The following is a 15,310-nucleotide window of genomic DNA, read 5'->3' as shown; positions in this document are numbered from 1 at the left end:
CCAACCAGCCGTACTAGTCCGACGTGGCGAGTCGGGCAGGGGAGAGCGGGAGTACTGAGTAATTGGTCAACTCCAAGACGGCGCTGCCGTCCTCGTCCACAAGTTCGCCGCGCACCGTCACTTTGGCGTCATGTCGCTCGGGGCGCGCCGTCACCGTCTGGATAGTGAGGTGACCGGTCAGGGTGGTATCCGGTCGCACAGCACGGCGGAAGCGGATCTCGAAACCACTCCCGATCCCGCCGTTGAAGTGCTGCCATAGCGCGCGGACGGCGAGGCGCTGGTAAATCGCCAGAGTGTGCAGGCCGCTGGCGACGACTCCGCCGAGCGGCGAGTCGGCAGCAGTGATTGGATCGGCGTGGATGAAGATCGGGTCCCACCGTTGCGCGTAGTCGATGATCTCGCTTTCGGTGACCGTATAGCTACCGAGGGAGATCCGGCTGCCGGGCTCGAGATCGTCCGCGTACCACGTATCACTCACAATTTCCTCCTCGGTCATGGGCGCCGCAGACGGCCTACGCGCAAAGGTGACGTTGCCTCGCCGATGGCGCGAAGTCCATGACCTCGCAGGTTATGGAGGATGCTCGCGTGTGGAGCTCAATTGTCAGCGGACTGATCAGGGTCTGCGCCCTGGTCCGTGCGGCGACGGCGTGGTCGCCGGAGCCATGGTGTGCGGCGCCGCCACACCTTCGCTAGACCTGAGCGGGGTTGCCAATCCAGGCCTGTGGGCAGCCCCCATCCGAAGCGGATCGAGGCCATCCTCACCACGAGGGAAACAGTGATGCCCGCGATAATCCCGATGACCGGGGCGTGGAGGTACACGCTCACGACGAGAATCAGAGCCGACAATGCAGCAACGGAGGCGTACAGGCCGTTTCCTCCCAAGATCGCCGGGATGCGGCGAAGCATAAGATCGCGCACGGCGCCGCCGCCGACTGCGGTGATGACCCCTAGCAGGACGGCGGCCATCCAATTGAGGTCAGCGGCGAGTGCCTTCTGCGCCCCGGTCACTGCCCAGAGACCGATGACGGTGGCGTCCAGGGCGGCGAAGACGCGGTTCCAGGCATCTTCGGAGAAGTGCGCGATGAACGGGATGAGCGCGCCCGCGCAAGCTGTGGGTAGGTAGGCGTAATCGGTGAGAGCGACCGGTGGTCCGGCTTGCAACAGCACGTCGCGAATCATGCCGCCGCCTAGACCCGATGCGATGCCGACTACCAGGTATCCGACCAAGTCCAGTCCGACCCTACGTGCGACGGCGCCGCCGAGGATCGCGCACGCGAACACGCCGGCTAGGTCCAGCCAGCGAGTGACCTCGTTTAGTTCGGCGAGTGTCATCGGCGAAGTCTCCCTCCAGGCGCAACGCGCCGAGACGACTCGGCGGCCAGGCTCACGCATTCATCAGGGTCCCGCTCAGGAGAAGTGTCCCGTGGGAAGTCGACGACGTGTTCTGCGTGATCGCACACCTAAGCTACCGAGCGATGCTGTAGCAGCGGCCGTACACCACCTCAACGACCCGCGTCGTACCCAACACCAAGGTGATCGGGTCCAACGGCGACCAATGATGTCGGCCAGTTTTAGGTAGACAGCCCTCGTTGCGTGGCCTCGAACCCAATCAATAGGTCAGCGATTGCTGTATAGTCATTGCATGCTGACCATTGCTTCGCGCGTCGACGTCATGAACAGGCTGGGGCGGGCGATGGCGGACCCATCCCGCTCTCGCATCCTGCTCGCACTGCTTGATGGGCCGGGATATCCGGCGAAACTGGCCCGCGACCTGGAGTTGACGCGTACGAATGTCTCGAACCACCTATCGTGCTTGCGTGGCTGTGGCATCGTCGTCGCTGAGCCCGAGGGGCGGCAGACTCGATATGAGATCGCCGACCCGCACATTGCCGTAGCGCTCACGGCGCTGGTCGATGTGACCCTCGCCGTCGACGAAAGCGTCCCTTGCCTTGATCCGCAATGCACAGTGCCGGGTTGCTGTGCACAGCAGCCACGCCGGTGACGGTCGAGGTGCGCGGGCGCGATCGACGGGCAGTCCTGCGACGTCGGATCCGCATCGTTGTCGCCATTACCATCACCTGGAACGTCGTAGAGGCGGTCGTTGCGTTATCCGCGGGCGCAGTCGCCTCCTCGGCGGCGCTCATCGGTTTCGGGCTCGACTCGATCGTCGAGGTCCTCTCTGCGGCAGCGGTCGCCTGGCAGTTCGCGGCACCTGAACCGGAGAAGCGCGAGAAGGTAGCGCTCCGGGTGATCGCGGTGTCCTTCTTCGCCCTTGCCGCTTACGTGAGCGTTGATGCCGGGCTATCGCTGCTCGGGTTGCGCGAACCTGAGCATTCTTCGGTTGGAATTGCGATCGCCGCGTTGAGTCTTGCGGTAATGCCGTTCTTGAGTTGGTTCGAACGACGTACGGGGCGCGAACTCGGCTCGGCAAGCGCGGTGGCCGACTCCAAACAGACGCTGATCTGCACGTACCTGTCGGCGGCGCTGCTGGCCGGCCTGCTGCTCAACAGCCTGCTGGGCTGGGCGTGGGCCGACCCTGTCGCCGCGCTCGTCATCGCCTGCTTCGCCGTTCGTGAAGGCATCGAGGCTTGGCGGGGCGACGCTTGCTGCGCCGCACCGGTCGCCGTCCTCGCCGGAGAACACGATCGCGAGGGGTGCGATGACGGATGCTGCGCCCCGGTCACCCTGGAACAGGAGAATCCAATCATGGAGTACATCGGGGCGCTGCGCGAACTGCCGATCGCTTGTGATCTCACGCCGCGCGCAGGTAGGGAACAGGTCGAGAAATGGCGAGAGTTCGACATCGAGTTCGGACTCAGCGCGCAGCGTTACACCACAAAACTCGTCGTTCGCTACGAACGAACCGCCGAATCGATCCGGCGGTTGCGAGATCTCGTCGGCGTCGAGCGCTCATGCTGTTCGTTCGTTGACTGGGGGATCGAAGACAGCGGCGATGACCTGCGCCTCATAGTGTCCGGCGCGCCGGACCAACTCGCGGCACTGGATGTCGGCATCCGGGCGTAGCGCGCATCCACTGACGTGCATTACGCCGGACGCGAGTAGCGCAGCAGCGCCACCCCGCCCTTGAAGGACCGGTTCTCTGCCAGAGCGAGGTCGCGCCGCCGGTGCTGCTCGGTGAACAACCGACGTCCGGCACCCAGGACCACTGGATACACGAAAAGGCGCAGTTCATCGACGAGATCCAGGTCCAGCAACTGCTGGGCCAGCGAGATGCTTCCCGTGAGGACGATGTCCGCGCCGTCGCGAGCCTGCAGGGCGCGGATCTCGGACGCCAGGCTGTCGCCTCCACGCAGGATTGTGGTGCCGTCCCAGCCAGGGTCTGCTAAGCCACGGGACACGACGTACTTCTCAACCTGGTTCAGGTGGTTCGTGACGCCCGTTTCATCGTGCCGCCGCTCGGGCCAGAATCCGCGCATCTCCTCGAAAGTCACGCGGCCAACCAGGAAACCGTCCGAGGCGGCCGCATGCTGACGGGTGATCTCAGCGAGTTGTTGTCCCTGTTCGGAGGCGTCCGTGGGGTCGAACCACGAACCGGTGTTCTCGACGACTCCGTCGAGCGTGATGTTTTCGGTGATGACGAGTTTGCGGGGCATGATCTGCGCTCCTTACTGATCTTCTCCGTTTGATGGTGTGTCATTTGGGTGAGGCCCGGAGAACGGACGGTGGTCTCGCAGGCTTTGGCGGCCGCGGGCGGCGTCTAAGTGCAACGACTACGGTGAACGCGATCAACGCGGCCTCGGCCTCCGCGAAAGGATATCCATACCTCCATGCGCTCACGCCAGTCTTTGCGTGCCTCGCAGATCGACCTCCGCGCGCGCCGTGCTGTCGCTGCGCTGTTTCTCACCAACGGGGCGATCTTCTCGACCATCCTGCCGCGCTTCCCCGAGATCAAGGCCGCTCTTGAGTTGAGCAACTCGACCTACGGACTCTCGCTCGCTGCCTTTCCATGTGGCGCGATCCTTGCCGGTCTGGGCGCCGCGGCGCTTATCCGACGGTTTGGCTCAGCCAGAGTCGCTGTTCTCGGCACGATCCTGACCAGTGCGGGTGTGCTCATTGCCGGGCTCGCACCCAATCTGATTCTGTTCGCGCTCGGCCTCATGCTCGGCGGCGGCATGGACGCGATCACCGATGTCGCGCAGAACGCCCACGGGCTGCGCGTGCAGCGCCGTTACGGCCGTTCGATCCTCAACTCCTCATGCTGTGTGGTCCGTGGGTGCGGTGTTAGGCGGATCGATGGCCGCCGCGGCGATTGCGGTGGGCCTGCCGATCGGCGCGCATTTGGCGATTTCCGCGATCGTGTTCTCGAGCGTGCCACTCATCGCGCTGCGATTCTGCTTGCCCGGGCGGGACGTCGAGGACGGGCCTGGGCCCCTCGTGGTAGCTGAGGCGGCGCCCTCGCCTCCGCGGTCCACGGTGCGGCCGCGCATCGTCCTCGTGCTCGCAGCCCTGGTGATCATCGCGATGGCTGGGAGCCTGGTCGAGGACGCCGGGAACTCTTGGGCGACGCTCTATCTGACTTCGCTTGGCGCGCCCTCGGCCGTCGCCGCTTTCGGATTTATCGCGTTGGTGGGTGCGCAGTTCGTCGGTCGACTCCTCGGCGATCGTGTGGTGGACCGCTTCGGTCAGCGCGCAGTCGCTCGTGCCGGCGGTCTGGTCGTGGCCGCCGGAATGGGAGTAGCACTCGCGTTCCCGACCGTCCCGGGCATCATCGCGGGGTTCGCTGCTGCCGGTCTTGGCGTATCGACTCTCGTCCCCGCAGCCATGTACGAAGCTGACGAGTTGCCGGGCCTACGTCACGGCACTGGGCTGACGGTCGTGTCCTGGCTCATGCGTCTTGGTTTCCTGCTCTCGCCCCCGGTTGTCGGCGCAATCGCTGACGCCACCAGTTTGCGTGTCGGGCTACTCATCGTGCCGCTGGCAGGTATCGCAGTCATTCTCCTGGCTTCGGTCCTACACCCTCGGCGCACGGGATCGACATCGATGCGTATCAGCGGCGGCTCCGAGCATGCGGACCCGACGGCGTCGCGCATTCATTAACGCTCCTTCAACTTCTCTACGAGAGTCGGGGACGTACCGTGAAGTGATGCTTACTGACGGTGGCTATCGATGACGTACGCCGAATGGTCGGGCCCGCGAAGTGGCGCGCCCGTATGGCGGTCAACGGCTGAGGGTTCACTCCAGCGCGTCCTACCCGACGCTGCCGCGGATCTCATGTGGTTTGACGGTCAGTTGATCGTCGCCGGGCCCGATACGACGGCAATCACATTCCGCCGGACGCCGGGGGAGCGCACCTGGGGCCTGAGGTTCGCCCCGGGACTCGCGCATGAACTGTTGGGCATCTCGATGCACGAACTGGCAAACCTGCGCGTCCCGCTCACCGGCATCGTCGGGCCGTCTCGACATCATCACGCCTTCGAGTCAGACATCGGAGGTGCCCTCGAGGTCGCGGTACTGAACTTGTGCGAATCTGCGGCTCCGGATCGAAACCGGCTCGGGCGGGCCCGAACCCTCGATACCGCAGCTCGCGCTGGTTGGGGTGCTCGCGCAGCCGCTGAATCCCTCGGAGTATCTGAGCGCACGTTACATCGGTGCAGCCTGCGGTGGTTCGGCTACAGCTATCAGAAACTCGTGATGATCCACCGATTCCAACGAGCCGTTCAGATAGTGCACGCAGGCCGATCGCTGTCAGATGCCGCAGTGCTGTCGGGATATGCCGACCAGGCGCATTTCACGCGAGAGTGCCGACGGCTGTCGGGGATGACCCCGTCGATGTTGATCCGACCGAGCGGGGTCTGAAGCGGTCGACCTGGCTGATTCGTTCAATACGATCCGGCGCTGATTCGCAATGATGGATGTATGAGCATCGATGTTGAAAGAGCCCGCACGTTCATGGCCACGCACGCTCGAGTGCTTGATCAGCGCAGACTTGAAGCACTCCTGGAGCGCGGCGACGGTCCGCGGTTCGGGGTTATTTCGGCGCTCGACGGCTACCGGAATCCCGATGGCGGATATGGATGGGGACTGGAACCCGACCTTCGCGCACCGCAGAGTCAGCCGGCCGCTGCCCTGCACGCATTCGAGGCGCTCGCAGCGGCAGCGCCGCAGGCGTCGCCGCACGCCGCGCACCTGCTCGATTGGCTTGATCGGGTAACGCTCGCCGACGGAGGATTGCCGTTCGCGTTGCCGATCCCCGATCCGAGCGGATGCGCGCCGTTCTGGGCGGCGGCCGACCCAACGGAGTCGTCCCTACAGATCACGGCGGCTGTCGCGGCGCAAGCACACCGCGCAGCACGGCATGACGACGGCATCCGCGCGCATCGCTGGCTCTCGCGAGCCACGCGATACTGCTTCGAACGGATCCGCGACCTCGAGGATCGACCGTTCGCTTATGTGCTGGCGTTCTCCTTGCAGTTGTTGGACCTTTTGGCTGCCGAAGATGCCGAAGCGCGGGATCTCTTGACGCATCTCGCGCGGTTCCTCCCGGCCGATGGAGCGTGGGCGGTCGAAGGAGGAGCCGAGGGAGAGACCGTGCGCGTAACCTCAGAACCCGGCCTGCCCGTGTATGAGTTGCTGGATACGCGGGCCGTGGGGGCCGAGATCGACCGTTTGGCGGAGGCGCAGCAGCCAGATGGTGGCTGGGCGGTCGACTTCGACAGCTACTCGCCGTCCGCGTCGCTCGAATGGCGTGGATACACCACGGTTAACGCGATTGCCACGCTGATCGCGCACGGGCGCCGGTGATCGGGATGGGACGCAGAACGCGCTGCGCAGGAATCCTGACGGCATCATTGTTCGTCCCGCGGGGTGAGCAGGGCGGGTGCGAGCAAGCCAAGGAACGCACGCGCGGCAATGTCCGGAGCCTTGCGCGATGCCAGGGACAGTCGGGCCTGACGGGCACCCACGATAGGGACTGCGGTCAGCGGTTCGCCGATCATCGAGCGCGAGAGGACCGCGACGCCGGCGTTGCGTTCGGCGAGCGAGTGCACGGTCTCCGGAGAGTGCGCTTCGACGATCGGCGTTATTTCGACTTCGCCTGCTTCGCAGGTCTGCTGAAGGGCAGCTCGCACACCGGTGCCTGCGGCTAGCGAGATGACGTCGGCCGTGGCGAGGTCTGCCACCCGCACGGCCGATCGTTTTTGCCAGGCATGCCCAGAAGGGACACCGACATCGATCGGCTCGTCGATGAGCGTGGTTGACGTGAGTTGAGCGGGCAGTGATCCTGTGTGCGCCAGCAGTGCAATGTCGAGTTCACCAGAAACCAACCGATCGACCAGGTCGACCGAGTTTCCCTCACTGGCTAGCACCGCGACGTCGGGATACGACGTACGGAACGTGGCGAAGGCGTTGAGGTACCCGGGGATCGTGCAGCCGATGACCGTGCCGATTCTGACGGTTCCCCTGCAGAGGCCTAGGAGTTCGTCTGCAGCTTGGCGGATCTGAGCAATATCAGTAATCGCTCGCGCCATCAGGGGGAGCAGCGCCGCTCCGGAGGTTGTCGGGGTTGCGATGCGGGGTCCGCGTTCGAAGAATCGTGTACCGAGTTCCTTCTCGAGTTTCGCGATCTGCGCGGACACTCCGGATTGGCTCACGTGCAATATCTCGGCGGCGGCGGTGAACGATCCGCGCCGGTGGACTTCGACGGCATAACGGAGCTGGTGAACTTCCATAACCATTGATTGTAGATACGAGCATAAGTAGCTGTTTTACTTCTGTGTATCTGCGGTCGACCATGGGGGTATGGCTGATGATCATGAACTGCCCACGAGTCCCACGCTGATCGCCGAGCTCTACTTTGCATGTTGGTCTGCGGGCGACCCGCTGCCGCTGCGGCCGGTGCTCGCGCCCGACGTGACATTTGACGGGGCGCTCGGCTCCACGCGTGGCCCGGATGAATTCCTTGACGGCCTCGCTGGGATGTTTGCGGCGACAACCGCCAATGAGGTTCTCCTGCGGCTCGCCTCAGAACAGGACGTCGTGACGTGGTCGGAGTTGACGATCGCTGACAAGGCGCCGATGCAGGTCGCGAACTGGACGCACGTCAAGGCCGGAAAGATCTCCGCGGTCCGAGTCACATTCGACCCGAGACCGATGCTCTCGTAGTCGCCGTTCAATGAAGCGCCACGGTGGCTGTCTGCGTCATGGTCGTTCGCGCTCGGCTGACGATCGGACTGACGGCTTCGCGCCGTCCGGTGCTCGACGGGCGGCGTCGGCGCTGGCGCGAATTCTCCAACGATGGTGACCAAGTGCGGGGAATCGGGTTACCCTGACTCGGGCGGCTAGGCCGCCGACTGCGCTTCCACGTGACATCACGTGAATCATCGCGGAGAGGCTTGAGTAGTTCAGGGCATGTCCGGATGGGGTGCGGCGCGTATTCGCGCCGACTTCAGCCTGCCGATGCTCCGCATCGGCTGACGAAAGGACTGAGCATGTCGTCGAAAGACGAGAAGAACCTCAACCAGGTCACCGACAAGATCGCCCAGATGGATGAGCCTCAGCGTTCACTCATGCAGCGCGTGCATGAGGTCATCATGACGGCCGCACCCACGCTCAAGCCGCGGATCTGGTACGGGATGCCGGCCTACGCCGAGTCGGCGAGCACTCCAGCGTTGGTGACCCTGCGTAACGATGAGCGCTTGAACCTCGCGCTCACCGAAAAAGCCCGCTTCCAGCCTGCCGGCGGCGCGGACGGCGCCCTGATGCCGGCCGCGTGGTACTTCGAGTCCATGGATGCTGAGACCGAGAAGCGCATCGCCGACATTGTTCGTTCGGTGACCGGCTAACCCTCCGTCGTGACCGCTCTCCCCGTTGCGAGTGACTGCGCTCGCCGGGGAGGGCGGCGCGGACGCAATCTTCATCAGATAATGGGCTGATCGCATCTATAGCTCAGGTTCCGCTGGCGCCCGGCAGTAACCGTGCTGCGAGTACGCTGATGACGGTCGATGTGTGGTGAATCGCTAGTCCGATACCGCTGCGTCGATAGCCGGCGCGAGCACAACCAACGATGCCCGCAGTCGGTCAGCCAACGAACCGGTCGGTACGACGAGACCGTCGCTCGAGCGTGACGGGTCAGTTGTGGCCAGCCACTCTTCGATCGCGACCCGCGCCGCGGCTCCTACGCTGGCGGCAATGACCCGCGCGGCTGTTGCGTCCACCGCGCTAACCCGCTCGAGGAGTGCGTTCGCCAGGACATCTTCGCTCATCGCGACGCTCTCGGCGTAGCGACGCCGGAGGACGGGACTGGCGGTGATCATCAGCATCATCCGTTCTGTCTGGCTGGTCGCGTTCGCGTATTGCTCAACGACGGCGTCGATAACGGCGTCGGAGAGGGCGGTGCCAGCCGCGGCCGCGAGAATCGCGGCGGCGATACGTTCCTCGCGGTCGGCGTTGACCCCCGCCACGATGGCGTGCTCGCGGCTGGGGAAATAGTTGTTGTAGGTCCTCGGCGACACCCCCGCGGCGTCGGCGATGTCGTCGATGCGGACATTCTCCGGCCCGCGTTGCATCGCGAGTCGCAGAGCCGCGGAACTCAACGCATCACGAGTTGCTCGCTTCTTGCGTTCTCGCAGGCCGAGGTTCTGGTCCATCACTCGATCAGTATCGCAAGTTCCGTGCGCGACAGCAAAATTGCGTGCACGCAATTTTCATGTATTGTCGCTCCGAACGCTCCATGAGAGTCCGAACACTCCACGAGAGGATGCACACGTGCGCGGCAAAGGCATGACCTATGACATCGGGTTCGTCCGTAACGGCAGCAACTCGCTGAAGTACTTCGATCCCGACCGGGTCCAACGAGAAATGCAGATAATTCGCGACGACCTGAACTGCTCTGCGGTCCATCTCGTCGGCGGTGACCCGTCCAGGCTGGAGGTCGCGGCACGGTCGGCGATCGAGGCAGGACTCGAGGTCTGGTTCTCTCCATACCCGCTGGAACACGATGCTGATCAGATTCTGGAGTTGTTCGCCGATTGCGCGGTCCGGGCGGAGCGTCTTCGTGCGGAAGGCGCAGAGATCGTCTTTGTTGCCGGGGCGGAACTAAGCCTGATGAACCGTGGATTCATCGACGGAGACGACGTGAACGCGAGGATTGCTCGGCTGCTGACCGAGCCTGAAGGCAGAGTGGAACGACTCTCGGAGTTAAGTGAGAAACTCACCAAGTTCCTCACCAGGGCGGTGGCACTGATCCGCGAGAGGTTCCGTGGACCGGTCACCTACGCGGCCGTTCAGTTCGAGTCAATTGACTGGGAGTTGTTTGACTTTGTCACGGTTGAACTCATCCGATCCGCGGAGGTAGCCGAGGTCTTCCGTGACGGCGTACGGGCGCTCACAGCGCAGGCAAAGCCAGTCGCTATCACTGGATTCGGCACGGCGACCTGGCGAGGCGCGGGCGATGTAGCACCTCGCAGCATGGAGATCATTGAGAACGACGAAGGTGGTACGCCGGTTCGACTGAACGATGCGTACGAACGTGACGAAGCGGGTCAGGCCGACTACCTCAGGGAACTGCTGGAGATCTTCGACAGCGAAGGCGTCGACAGCGCGTTCGTGTTTCTCTTCGCGCTCGACAACCTGCCGCACCGACCCGACGGCGATGCGCGCGATGACTTGGACTTGGCAAGCTTCAGCATCGTCAGAGTGCTGCCAGACCGATTCGGGACCACCTACCCCGACATGCCTTGGGAACCGAAGGCGTCGTTCTCCGCTGTTGCAGAGTTCTACGCGAGCTAGTAGCCGTGTACGACGCGTTGCGAGAGAGCGCAGCAGTCGTTTGGGTGGGGCGACGCCCCGACCAAATGTCGGCTCACTTCTATCGAGCACGCTGTGCGCGAGGTGCCTCCTGACGTCGATGCTTGAGAATGATCATGACGAGCTCCGGTCCTAGGAGCGACGAGTCGTTGCCGACGGGAGAGGAGTGTGGCCGAACATGGACGCATCGATTCGAACAGTGCTTAGTCGCATTCTGAGCACCATCCCGGAGAATGTCATCGGGGCATACCTGTATGGGTCGAGCACGACGACCGGGCTGAGCGTTGGCAGCGATATCGATCTGCTCGTGGTGACAGGTAGATCGCTGACTTCGCAAGAACGCACCTCCCTCACCAAGGTCCTCTTGGCGATCTCCGGGTGGGAGGGCCATGCGCGTCAGTTCCCCGATGCCGCGCATAGGCGACCTTGGGACGTGACGTGTGTTGTCGCGGCCGAGTCGGATCCGCTGCAGCCCGCACCTTGGCGTGATTATCAATATGGCGAGTGGCTGAGGAGTGAGTTCGTCGTCGGCGCCGTTCCCAGGCCACAACGAGACCCCGACGTGGTGATCCTGCTCGCGACTGCCTTGACCTCGCATCGCGTCCTGTACGGACCACCCCTGAACGAGGTGATAGATGACGTGCCCGCTGCGCAGTTGCGGCAGGCGCAGTTGGCGGTGCTACCCGCGCTTATTGATGGGCTGCGTGGGGACGAGCGAAACGTATTGCTCACCCTGGCCCGCGCCTACTGCACTGTCCAGAGCGGCGATGTCGTGCCCAAACCGGTTGCTGCCGAGATCGCTGCCCAACTAGTGAACGATGAGACGGCCGATGTGCTTCACTTGGCCGCCAGGGAGTATCGGGGCGAGGTCCGGGTGGACTGGGACCGTGAACACGACAGGGTTTCGCGGGCGTCCGGGGCGATGCTGGACCTCATTCGCCAGGCTGCGGACCGTTGAGGTGCGTGATGCTGATTCGCGCGTACTCATCCAATCGATGACGGATTCGCGCAGCATCGGGGACGTCCGCATCCCTACCCTTCATCGCTGCTTTGGGATAGCCCGGTCGATTCACCGCTCGGCGGCAGCACTTTTACGGTGCGTCCGCCGAGCGGTGACGTGCGGAACTCAGATCCAGCGAGCGCCAATCTCGTCGTGCAATTGCTGCGTCTTGCGTACCCGCAGAATGCCGTTCACGACCTCGGCCTCGATGCCGACCTCCGCCGCAACGGCGATGATGGCATCGCGTTTCTCCGGGTTGTCGTCGGCGTCCCCGCCGTCCCAGAGTTCCAGCCAGGTGTCAGTCGAGTCATCGCTGCCCTCATCGGCCCAGACACGGCAGATGAGATCGAGTTCGTCCTGCGTCATGGGTCGGTTGGGAGTTGCGTACATGGGCGCGCCTTTCAGTGATGAATGCGAGAGATGCACGCGGAGCATAGCGGTCTCGACGCACGTCCGATTCCTCGATCATGACGCGGCCTGCTAACCCGACCTACCGCACCGGTTGTTGTAGCGAAATTTCCCATCGGTCCGACTCGTACGGCGTGCGCAGGTAGATCTCGCGACATGCGCCCGTCGGCTGTAGCCCCCGGCGTTGCACCTCCGAGACGAGGCCCTGCCAGGCAGCCTGGATGCCCAACAAATCGGGCGACTCGTACGTACTCACCACGGCGCGGGGCACGGCCGCAAGTTCGTAGGCCTCTAGCCCATCCGGGACGCCGTCGCCGGCGATCTGTTCCGCGGCCGCGGCAACCATTCCGTCCTCGTCGCCAAGATAGTGGGCGACGCCTGGGCCAGTTCGATGCGCTCCCATGGCGTCGATCGCGGCATTGACGCGATCGAACATCGGGCCGATCTCCGGCTCGACCTGGCTCATATCGGTGATCCGGACCGATATCTGTACCAGTCGAAGCGCCGGCAGTGTCTGTTCAACGAATGTAGTTTCGGGCATTGTCTGGTCCTCCTCCATCAATCGGAGCCTCGCCTCGATCACGCGTAACCGTGCATGGTCGGCAGCCAGCTGCGCTGCCAATTCGGCGCGACGCTGTCGCAACAACGTCCCGACACGCGATTTGGCGTTGCCGTCCAAGAGTGCCCCGACGTCCTCCAGGCGGAAGCCTAGGTCTTTCAGCGCGACCAACTGATTGGCGCGAGGCAATTGATCGGCGGTGTAGCGGCGATACCCGGTGAACGGGTCTACCTGAGCCGGTGTCAGCAGCCCTAACTGGTCGTAGTGACGCAGCATCCGAACCGATACACCGGCGAGTCTGGCGAAGTCTCCGATACTCAACATGATGGGCCCATTTCATTCCCTGACACGATGTCAGAGTCAAGAACACGGTTGGTCTGGGCGCGCCGCACGTGGTGCGTGAGTGGCGCGGCGCGTGCGCTCCCGTGTTCCGGACCAGGACAGTGCGTGCGTGTATTCGTTCCGGTGCTGACTCCTCAGAGGTAGGGCCGAGTGAGCAACTCCAGATAGTGTCCCGACGGATCAAGCAGGTACACCCCGCGGCCTTCGTGTTCATGGTTGATGTCGCCAGGGCGGGTCCGTTGTGGATCGGCCCAGTGCTCGCGTTGTTGCGCCGTGATCGTCGCGTAGGCGCGATCGAAGTGCGGGTCATCAAGCAGGTACGCGTAATGCTGAGGTGGAAACTCGATCGGTGGGGTCGCGAACTGCAAGAGCACGCCGCCCCCGATGGTCAGGTTGTGGAATGGTCCCCACGACGGGGCGTCGTCCGCCTCGAGTAATTCGCGGTAGAAGTCAGCCATCTCCTCGGCGTTCGTCGAGGCGATGATCGTGTGATTGAAGTGCGCTGTCATTCTTCTCCTCGTATGAGTGGGTTTTGAAGTGGGCACCCATACGAGGTGGAGCGCGGATCAGGGAACGACCAGATTGCCGTTCCGGGAGCGGCCGCGAGGGGCCTGACTGGTCATCATCAAGTCAACCGTACAGCGCGACCGGGCCTTACGAGCGCGCGCCGTGCGAACAACACGGACAACACTCAACTGAAATGCCCTAGTGCGCGGCCGCTGACTCGCTGGTCACTTCGCGAAGTCGCTCTCCGGGTGGTGTCGGGCGCGAACCGCGAATGAAGAACGAACCTACGGCCCCGACAAGCCCGATGGCGGCAGCGACGATAAACGCGATGTTGGCGCCGTGTATCGACCCTTCGACGCCGTACGTCTTCGGATCGCGAGCGGTTTCAGTCATCACGGTCACGAGCGCCGCCGTCCCTACAGATGCGGCGATCTGGCGCAGTGTGTTGTTCAGCGCGGCACCATGTGGAATGAGCCGCTGTGGGAGCGTATTAAGCGCAGCTGTCGTCACCGGCATCATCACCATCGCCACACCAAGCATGCGAACAGCGTTCGCGATCGCGATGTAGGCAAACGACGTGTCCAGGCTCAGGAACGCGAGCGTGTACGACGCCCCGCCGGCTAACGCAAACCCGGCGATGGCCAGCCATTGCGCGCCGAACCGGTCAAAGAGCTTGCCAGTCACCGGAGACATCAAACCCATCGCGATGGCGCCGGGCAGCAACGCGAGCCCCGACTCGACCGCGGAGAAGTTGTTCATGTTCTGCATGTACAGCGGCAGGATCAACATGCCGCCCGCCATCAACATGAAGACGCACATACCCAGCACGGTGTTCAACGTGAACATCGGGTGCTTCAGCACCCGTAATTCCAGGATCGGCTCGCGCAGCGCTAGCTGTCGCTGCGCGAACCAGATAAGGGTCAGCACACCGACGACGATGGGGCCGATCACCTGAGCGCTGGACCAGCCGGCATCGCCGGCCGCGCCCAGCCCGTACAGGATTCCGCCGAATCCGACCGAGGACAGAATGATCGACAGCACGTCGAGCTTCGGGTAGGTGCGCTCGGTGACGTTCTTGAGCACGAAGTAGGCGAACACGATGTCGATCACAGCGATCGGCAGCATCATCACGAACAGGATTTGCCACGGCCAATGGTCGACGATCCAGCCGGAGAGACTGGGGCCTATCGCTGGCGCGAACGCGATGACCAGCCCGAAGGTGCCCATCGCGCTGCCGCGTTTGTGGATCGGAAAGATAGCGAACAGGATGGTCTGCATCAGCGGCATGATGATGCCGCCGCCGGCGGCCTGGATTGATCGACCCACCAGGAGTACGGCGAACGTGGGCGCGATGGCGCAGACGATGGTCCCGACGGCGAACAGGCCGACGGCCGTAAGAAACAGGGCGCGCGTGGTGAACTTCTGAATCAGAAACGCGGTGACCGGGATCATGATGCCGTTGATCAGCATGAAGATCGTGGTGACCCACTGCGCTGAGTTCGCGCTGATGCCGAAGTCCCGCATGAACGCTGGCAGTGCGGTGTTCAGCAGGGTCTGATTGAGAATGATGACGAACGCGCCGGAGATCAGCACGGCCATCACTACATTGCGGTTGAACGGGTCTGTGGTGGGCGGCGTGGTCGGTGTCGCTTGCTGCTTCGAGGGTCGGCCTGTGGTCACGATTCCGGCCTATTCGGCAACAAGATGAGCATCCTTCCAATATTCCGTCG

The 15,310-nt window shown here is 63.5% G+C and carries 19 protein-coding genes; 10 read left to right on the top strand and 9 right to left on the bottom strand.

What is annotated here, in order from left to right; genetic code table 11:
* Positions 1 to 13: 13 nt before the first annotated feature.
* Complete coding sequence (locus tag E1H16_RS00920) at positions 14 to 478, bottom strand: MaoC/PaaZ C-terminal domain-containing protein (protein ID WP_166741570.1); 465 nt, start codon at positions 476 to 478, stop codon at positions 14 to 16.
* A gap of 116 nt (positions 479 to 594) precedes the next feature.
* The gene (locus E1H16_RS00915; RefSeq protein ID WP_134321820.1) at positions 595 to 1,332 is read right to left on the bottom strand and encodes a trimeric intracellular cation channel family protein; all 738 of its coding nucleotides are present in this window, start codon (positions 1,330 to 1,332) and stop codon (positions 595 to 597) included.
* Between the two features lie 310 nt (positions 1,333 to 1,642).
* Here E1H16_RS00915 and cmtR point away from each other — a divergent pair, with 310 nt between their 5' ends.
* Complete coding sequence (gene cmtR / locus E1H16_RS00910) at positions 1,643 to 2,002, top strand: Cd(II)/Pb(II)-sensing metalloregulatory transcriptional regulator CmtR (protein WP_134321819.1); 360 nt, start codon at positions 1,643 to 1,645, stop codon at positions 2,000 to 2,002.
* Entirely contained in the window at positions 1,975 to 3,024 is a 1,050-nt protein-coding gene (locus E1H16_RS18540; protein ID WP_243837537.1) for a cation efflux transmembrane domain-containing protein, read from the top strand. The genes cmtR and E1H16_RS18540 overlap by 28 nt, the downstream gene beginning before the upstream one ends.
* Positions 3,025 to 3,044: 20 nt before the next feature.
* Here the strand turns inward: E1H16_RS18540 and E1H16_RS00900 are convergent, their stop codons facing one another.
* On the bottom strand, positions 3,045 to 3,614 hold the full coding sequence (locus tag E1H16_RS00900) for a dihydrofolate reductase family protein (RefSeq protein ID WP_134321818.1): 570 nt from the start codon (positions 3,612 to 3,614) through the stop codon (positions 3,045 to 3,047).
* A 174-nt stretch (positions 3,615 to 3,788) separates the two neighbouring features.
* Between E1H16_RS00900 and E1H16_RS18535 the strand changes: the two genes are divergently transcribed.
* The 4 genes from E1H16_RS18535 to E1H16_RS00885 all read left to right on the top strand — a co-directional run bounded on the left by E1H16_RS18535 (position 3,789) and on the right by E1H16_RS00885 (position 6,762).
* Positions 3,789 to 4,406, top strand: coding sequence for an MFS transporter (locus E1H16_RS18535; RefSeq protein ID WP_208378786.1), 618 nt, complete (start codon positions 3,789 to 3,791; stop codon positions 4,404 to 4,406).
* Between the two features lie 49 nt (positions 4,407 to 4,455).
* Positions 4,456 to 5,058, top strand: a complete 603-nt coding sequence (locus tag E1H16_RS18530) for an MFS transporter (protein WP_208378785.1) — start codon at positions 4,456 to 4,458, stop codon at positions 5,056 to 5,058.
* A gap of 69 nt (positions 5,059 to 5,127) precedes the next feature.
* Positions 5,128 to 5,817 (top strand): helix-turn-helix transcriptional regulator, encoded by a 690-nt coding sequence (locus E1H16_RS00890; RefSeq protein ID WP_134321817.1) that lies wholly within the window; start codon positions 5,128 to 5,130, stop codon positions 5,815 to 5,817.
* Positions 5,818 to 5,877: 60 nt separating this feature from the next.
* Positions 5,878 to 6,762 carry a hypothetical protein gene (locus E1H16_RS00885; protein WP_134321816.1) on the top strand — a complete coding sequence of 295 codons (885 nt, stop codon included), beginning with the start codon at positions 5,878 to 5,880 and terminating at the stop codon, positions 6,760 to 6,762.
* Positions 6,763 to 6,806: 44 nt separating this feature from the next.
* On the opposite strand, the gene E1H16_RS00880 is transcribed toward E1H16_RS00885, so the two are convergent.
* On the bottom strand, positions 6,807 to 7,688 hold the full coding sequence (locus E1H16_RS00880; protein WP_134321815.1) for a LysR family transcriptional regulator: 882 nt from the start codon (positions 7,686 to 7,688) through the stop codon (positions 6,807 to 6,809).
* A 70-nt stretch (positions 7,689 to 7,758) separates the two neighbouring features.
* Here E1H16_RS00880 and E1H16_RS00875 point away from each other — a divergent pair, with 70 nt between their 5' ends.
* Positions 7,759 to 8,121 carry a nuclear transport factor 2 family protein gene (locus tag E1H16_RS00875; protein WP_134321814.1) on the top strand — a complete coding sequence of 121 codons (363 nt, stop codon included), beginning with the start codon at positions 7,759 to 7,761 and terminating at the stop codon, positions 8,119 to 8,121.
* A 326-nt stretch (positions 8,122 to 8,447) separates the two neighbouring features.
* Entirely contained in the window at positions 8,448 to 8,801 is a 354-nt protein-coding gene (locus E1H16_RS00870; protein WP_134321813.1) for a DUF1801 domain-containing protein, read from the top strand.
* Between the two features lie 174 nt (positions 8,802 to 8,975).
* Here the strand turns inward: E1H16_RS00870 and E1H16_RS00865 are convergent, their stop codons facing one another.
* Positions 8,976 to 9,605, bottom strand: a complete 630-nt coding sequence (locus tag E1H16_RS00865; RefSeq protein WP_134321812.1) for a TetR/AcrR family transcriptional regulator — start codon at positions 9,603 to 9,605, stop codon at positions 8,976 to 8,978.
* A 118-nt stretch (positions 9,606 to 9,723) separates the two neighbouring features.
* Here E1H16_RS00865 and E1H16_RS00860 point away from each other — a divergent pair, with 118 nt between their 5' ends.
* Positions 9,724 to 10,746, top strand: a complete 1,023-nt coding sequence (locus E1H16_RS00860; protein ID WP_134321811.1) for a hypothetical protein — start codon at positions 9,724 to 9,726, stop codon at positions 10,744 to 10,746.
* Positions 10,747 to 10,942: 196 nt separating this feature from the next.
* Positions 10,943 to 11,722: an aminoglycoside adenylyltransferase domain-containing protein gene (locus E1H16_RS00855; RefSeq protein WP_134321810.1), complete on the top strand. Its 780-nt coding sequence runs from the start codon at positions 10,943 to 10,945 to the stop codon at positions 11,720 to 11,722.
* Between the two features lie 168 nt (positions 11,723 to 11,890).
* On the opposite strand, the gene E1H16_RS00850 is transcribed toward E1H16_RS00855, so the two are convergent.
* From E1H16_RS00850 to E1H16_RS00835, 4 genes are all read right to left on the bottom strand, one after another.
* Positions 11,891 to 12,154, bottom strand: coding sequence for a hypothetical protein (locus E1H16_RS00850; protein WP_134321809.1), 264 nt, complete (start codon positions 12,152 to 12,154; stop codon positions 11,891 to 11,893).
* 100 nt (positions 12,155 to 12,254) lie between these two features.
* Positions 12,255 to 13,055: a MerR family transcriptional regulator gene (locus tag E1H16_RS00845; RefSeq protein WP_134321808.1), complete on the bottom strand. Its 801-nt coding sequence runs from the start codon at positions 13,053 to 13,055 to the stop codon at positions 12,255 to 12,257.
* Positions 13,056 to 13,207: 152 nt separating this feature from the next.
* The gene (locus tag E1H16_RS00840) at positions 13,208 to 13,582 is read right to left on the bottom strand and encodes a VOC family protein (RefSeq protein ID WP_134321807.1); all 375 of its coding nucleotides are present in this window, start codon (positions 13,580 to 13,582) and stop codon (positions 13,208 to 13,210) included.
* Between the two features lie 196 nt (positions 13,583 to 13,778).
* The gene (locus E1H16_RS00835) at positions 13,779 to 15,260 is read right to left on the bottom strand and encodes an MDR family MFS transporter (RefSeq protein ID WP_243837535.1); all 1,482 of its coding nucleotides are present in this window, start codon (positions 15,258 to 15,260) and stop codon (positions 13,779 to 13,781) included.
* Positions 15,261 to 15,310 lie beyond the last annotated feature (50 nt).

The organism is Cumulibacter soli (assembly GCF_004382795.1).
Lineage (GTDB): Bacteria > Actinomycetota > Actinomycetes > Mycobacteriales > Antricoccaceae > Cumulibacter > Cumulibacter soli.
This window is presented reverse-complemented; position numbering and strand designations above follow the sequence as displayed.

What these genes read in the sequence shown, in the direction of transcription:
- E1H16_RS00915 (WP_134321820.1), bottom strand. Translation starts at nt 1,332, where the DNA reads ATGACACTCGCCGAACTAAACGAGGTCACTCGCTGGCTGGACCTAGCC.
- E1H16_RS00870 (WP_134321813.1), top strand. Translation starts at nt 8,448, where the DNA reads ATGTCGTCGAAAGACGAGAAGAACCTCAACCAGGTCACCGACAAGATC.
- E1H16_RS00885 (WP_134321816.1), top strand. Translation starts at nt 5,878, where the DNA reads ATGAGCATCGATGTTGAAAGAGCCCGCACGTTCATGGCCACGCACGCT.
- E1H16_RS00880 (WP_134321815.1), bottom strand. Translation starts at nt 7,688, where the DNA reads ATGGAAGTTCACCAGCTCCGTTATGCCGTCGAAGTCCACCGGCGCGGA.
- E1H16_RS00845 (WP_134321808.1), bottom strand. Translation starts at nt 13,055, where the DNA reads ATGTTGAGTATCGGAGACTTCGCCAGACTCGCCGGTGTATCGGTTCGG.
- E1H16_RS00890 (WP_134321817.1), top strand. Translation starts at nt 5,128, where the DNA reads ATGACGTACGCCGAATGGTCGGGCCCGCGAAGTGGCGCGCCCGTATGG.
- E1H16_RS00865 (WP_134321812.1), bottom strand. Translation starts at nt 9,605, where the DNA reads ATGGACCAGAACCTCGGCCTGCGAGAACGCAAGAAGCGAGCAACTCGT.
- cmtR (WP_134321819.1), top strand. Translation starts at nt 1,643, where the DNA reads ATGCTGACCATTGCTTCGCGCGTCGACGTCATGAACAGGCTGGGGCGG.
- E1H16_RS00900 (WP_134321818.1), bottom strand. Translation starts at nt 3,614, where the DNA reads ATGCCCCGCAAACTCGTCATCACCGAAAACATCACGCTCGACGGAGTC.
- E1H16_RS00875 (WP_134321814.1), top strand. Translation starts at nt 7,759, where the DNA reads ATGGCTGATGATCATGAACTGCCCACGAGTCCCACGCTGATCGCCGAG.
- E1H16_RS00850 (WP_134321809.1), bottom strand. Translation starts at nt 12,154, where the DNA reads ATGTACGCAACTCCCAACCGACCCATGACGCAGGACGAACTCGATCTC.
- E1H16_RS00855 (WP_134321810.1), top strand. Translation starts at nt 10,943, where the DNA reads ATGGACGCATCGATTCGAACAGTGCTTAGTCGCATTCTGAGCACCATC.
- E1H16_RS00840 (WP_134321807.1), bottom strand. Translation starts at nt 13,582, where the DNA reads ATGACAGCGCACTTCAATCACACGATCATCGCCTCGACGAACGCCGAG.
- E1H16_RS18535 (WP_208378786.1), top strand. Translation starts at nt 3,789, where the DNA reads ATGCGCTCACGCCAGTCTTTGCGTGCCTCGCAGATCGACCTCCGCGCG.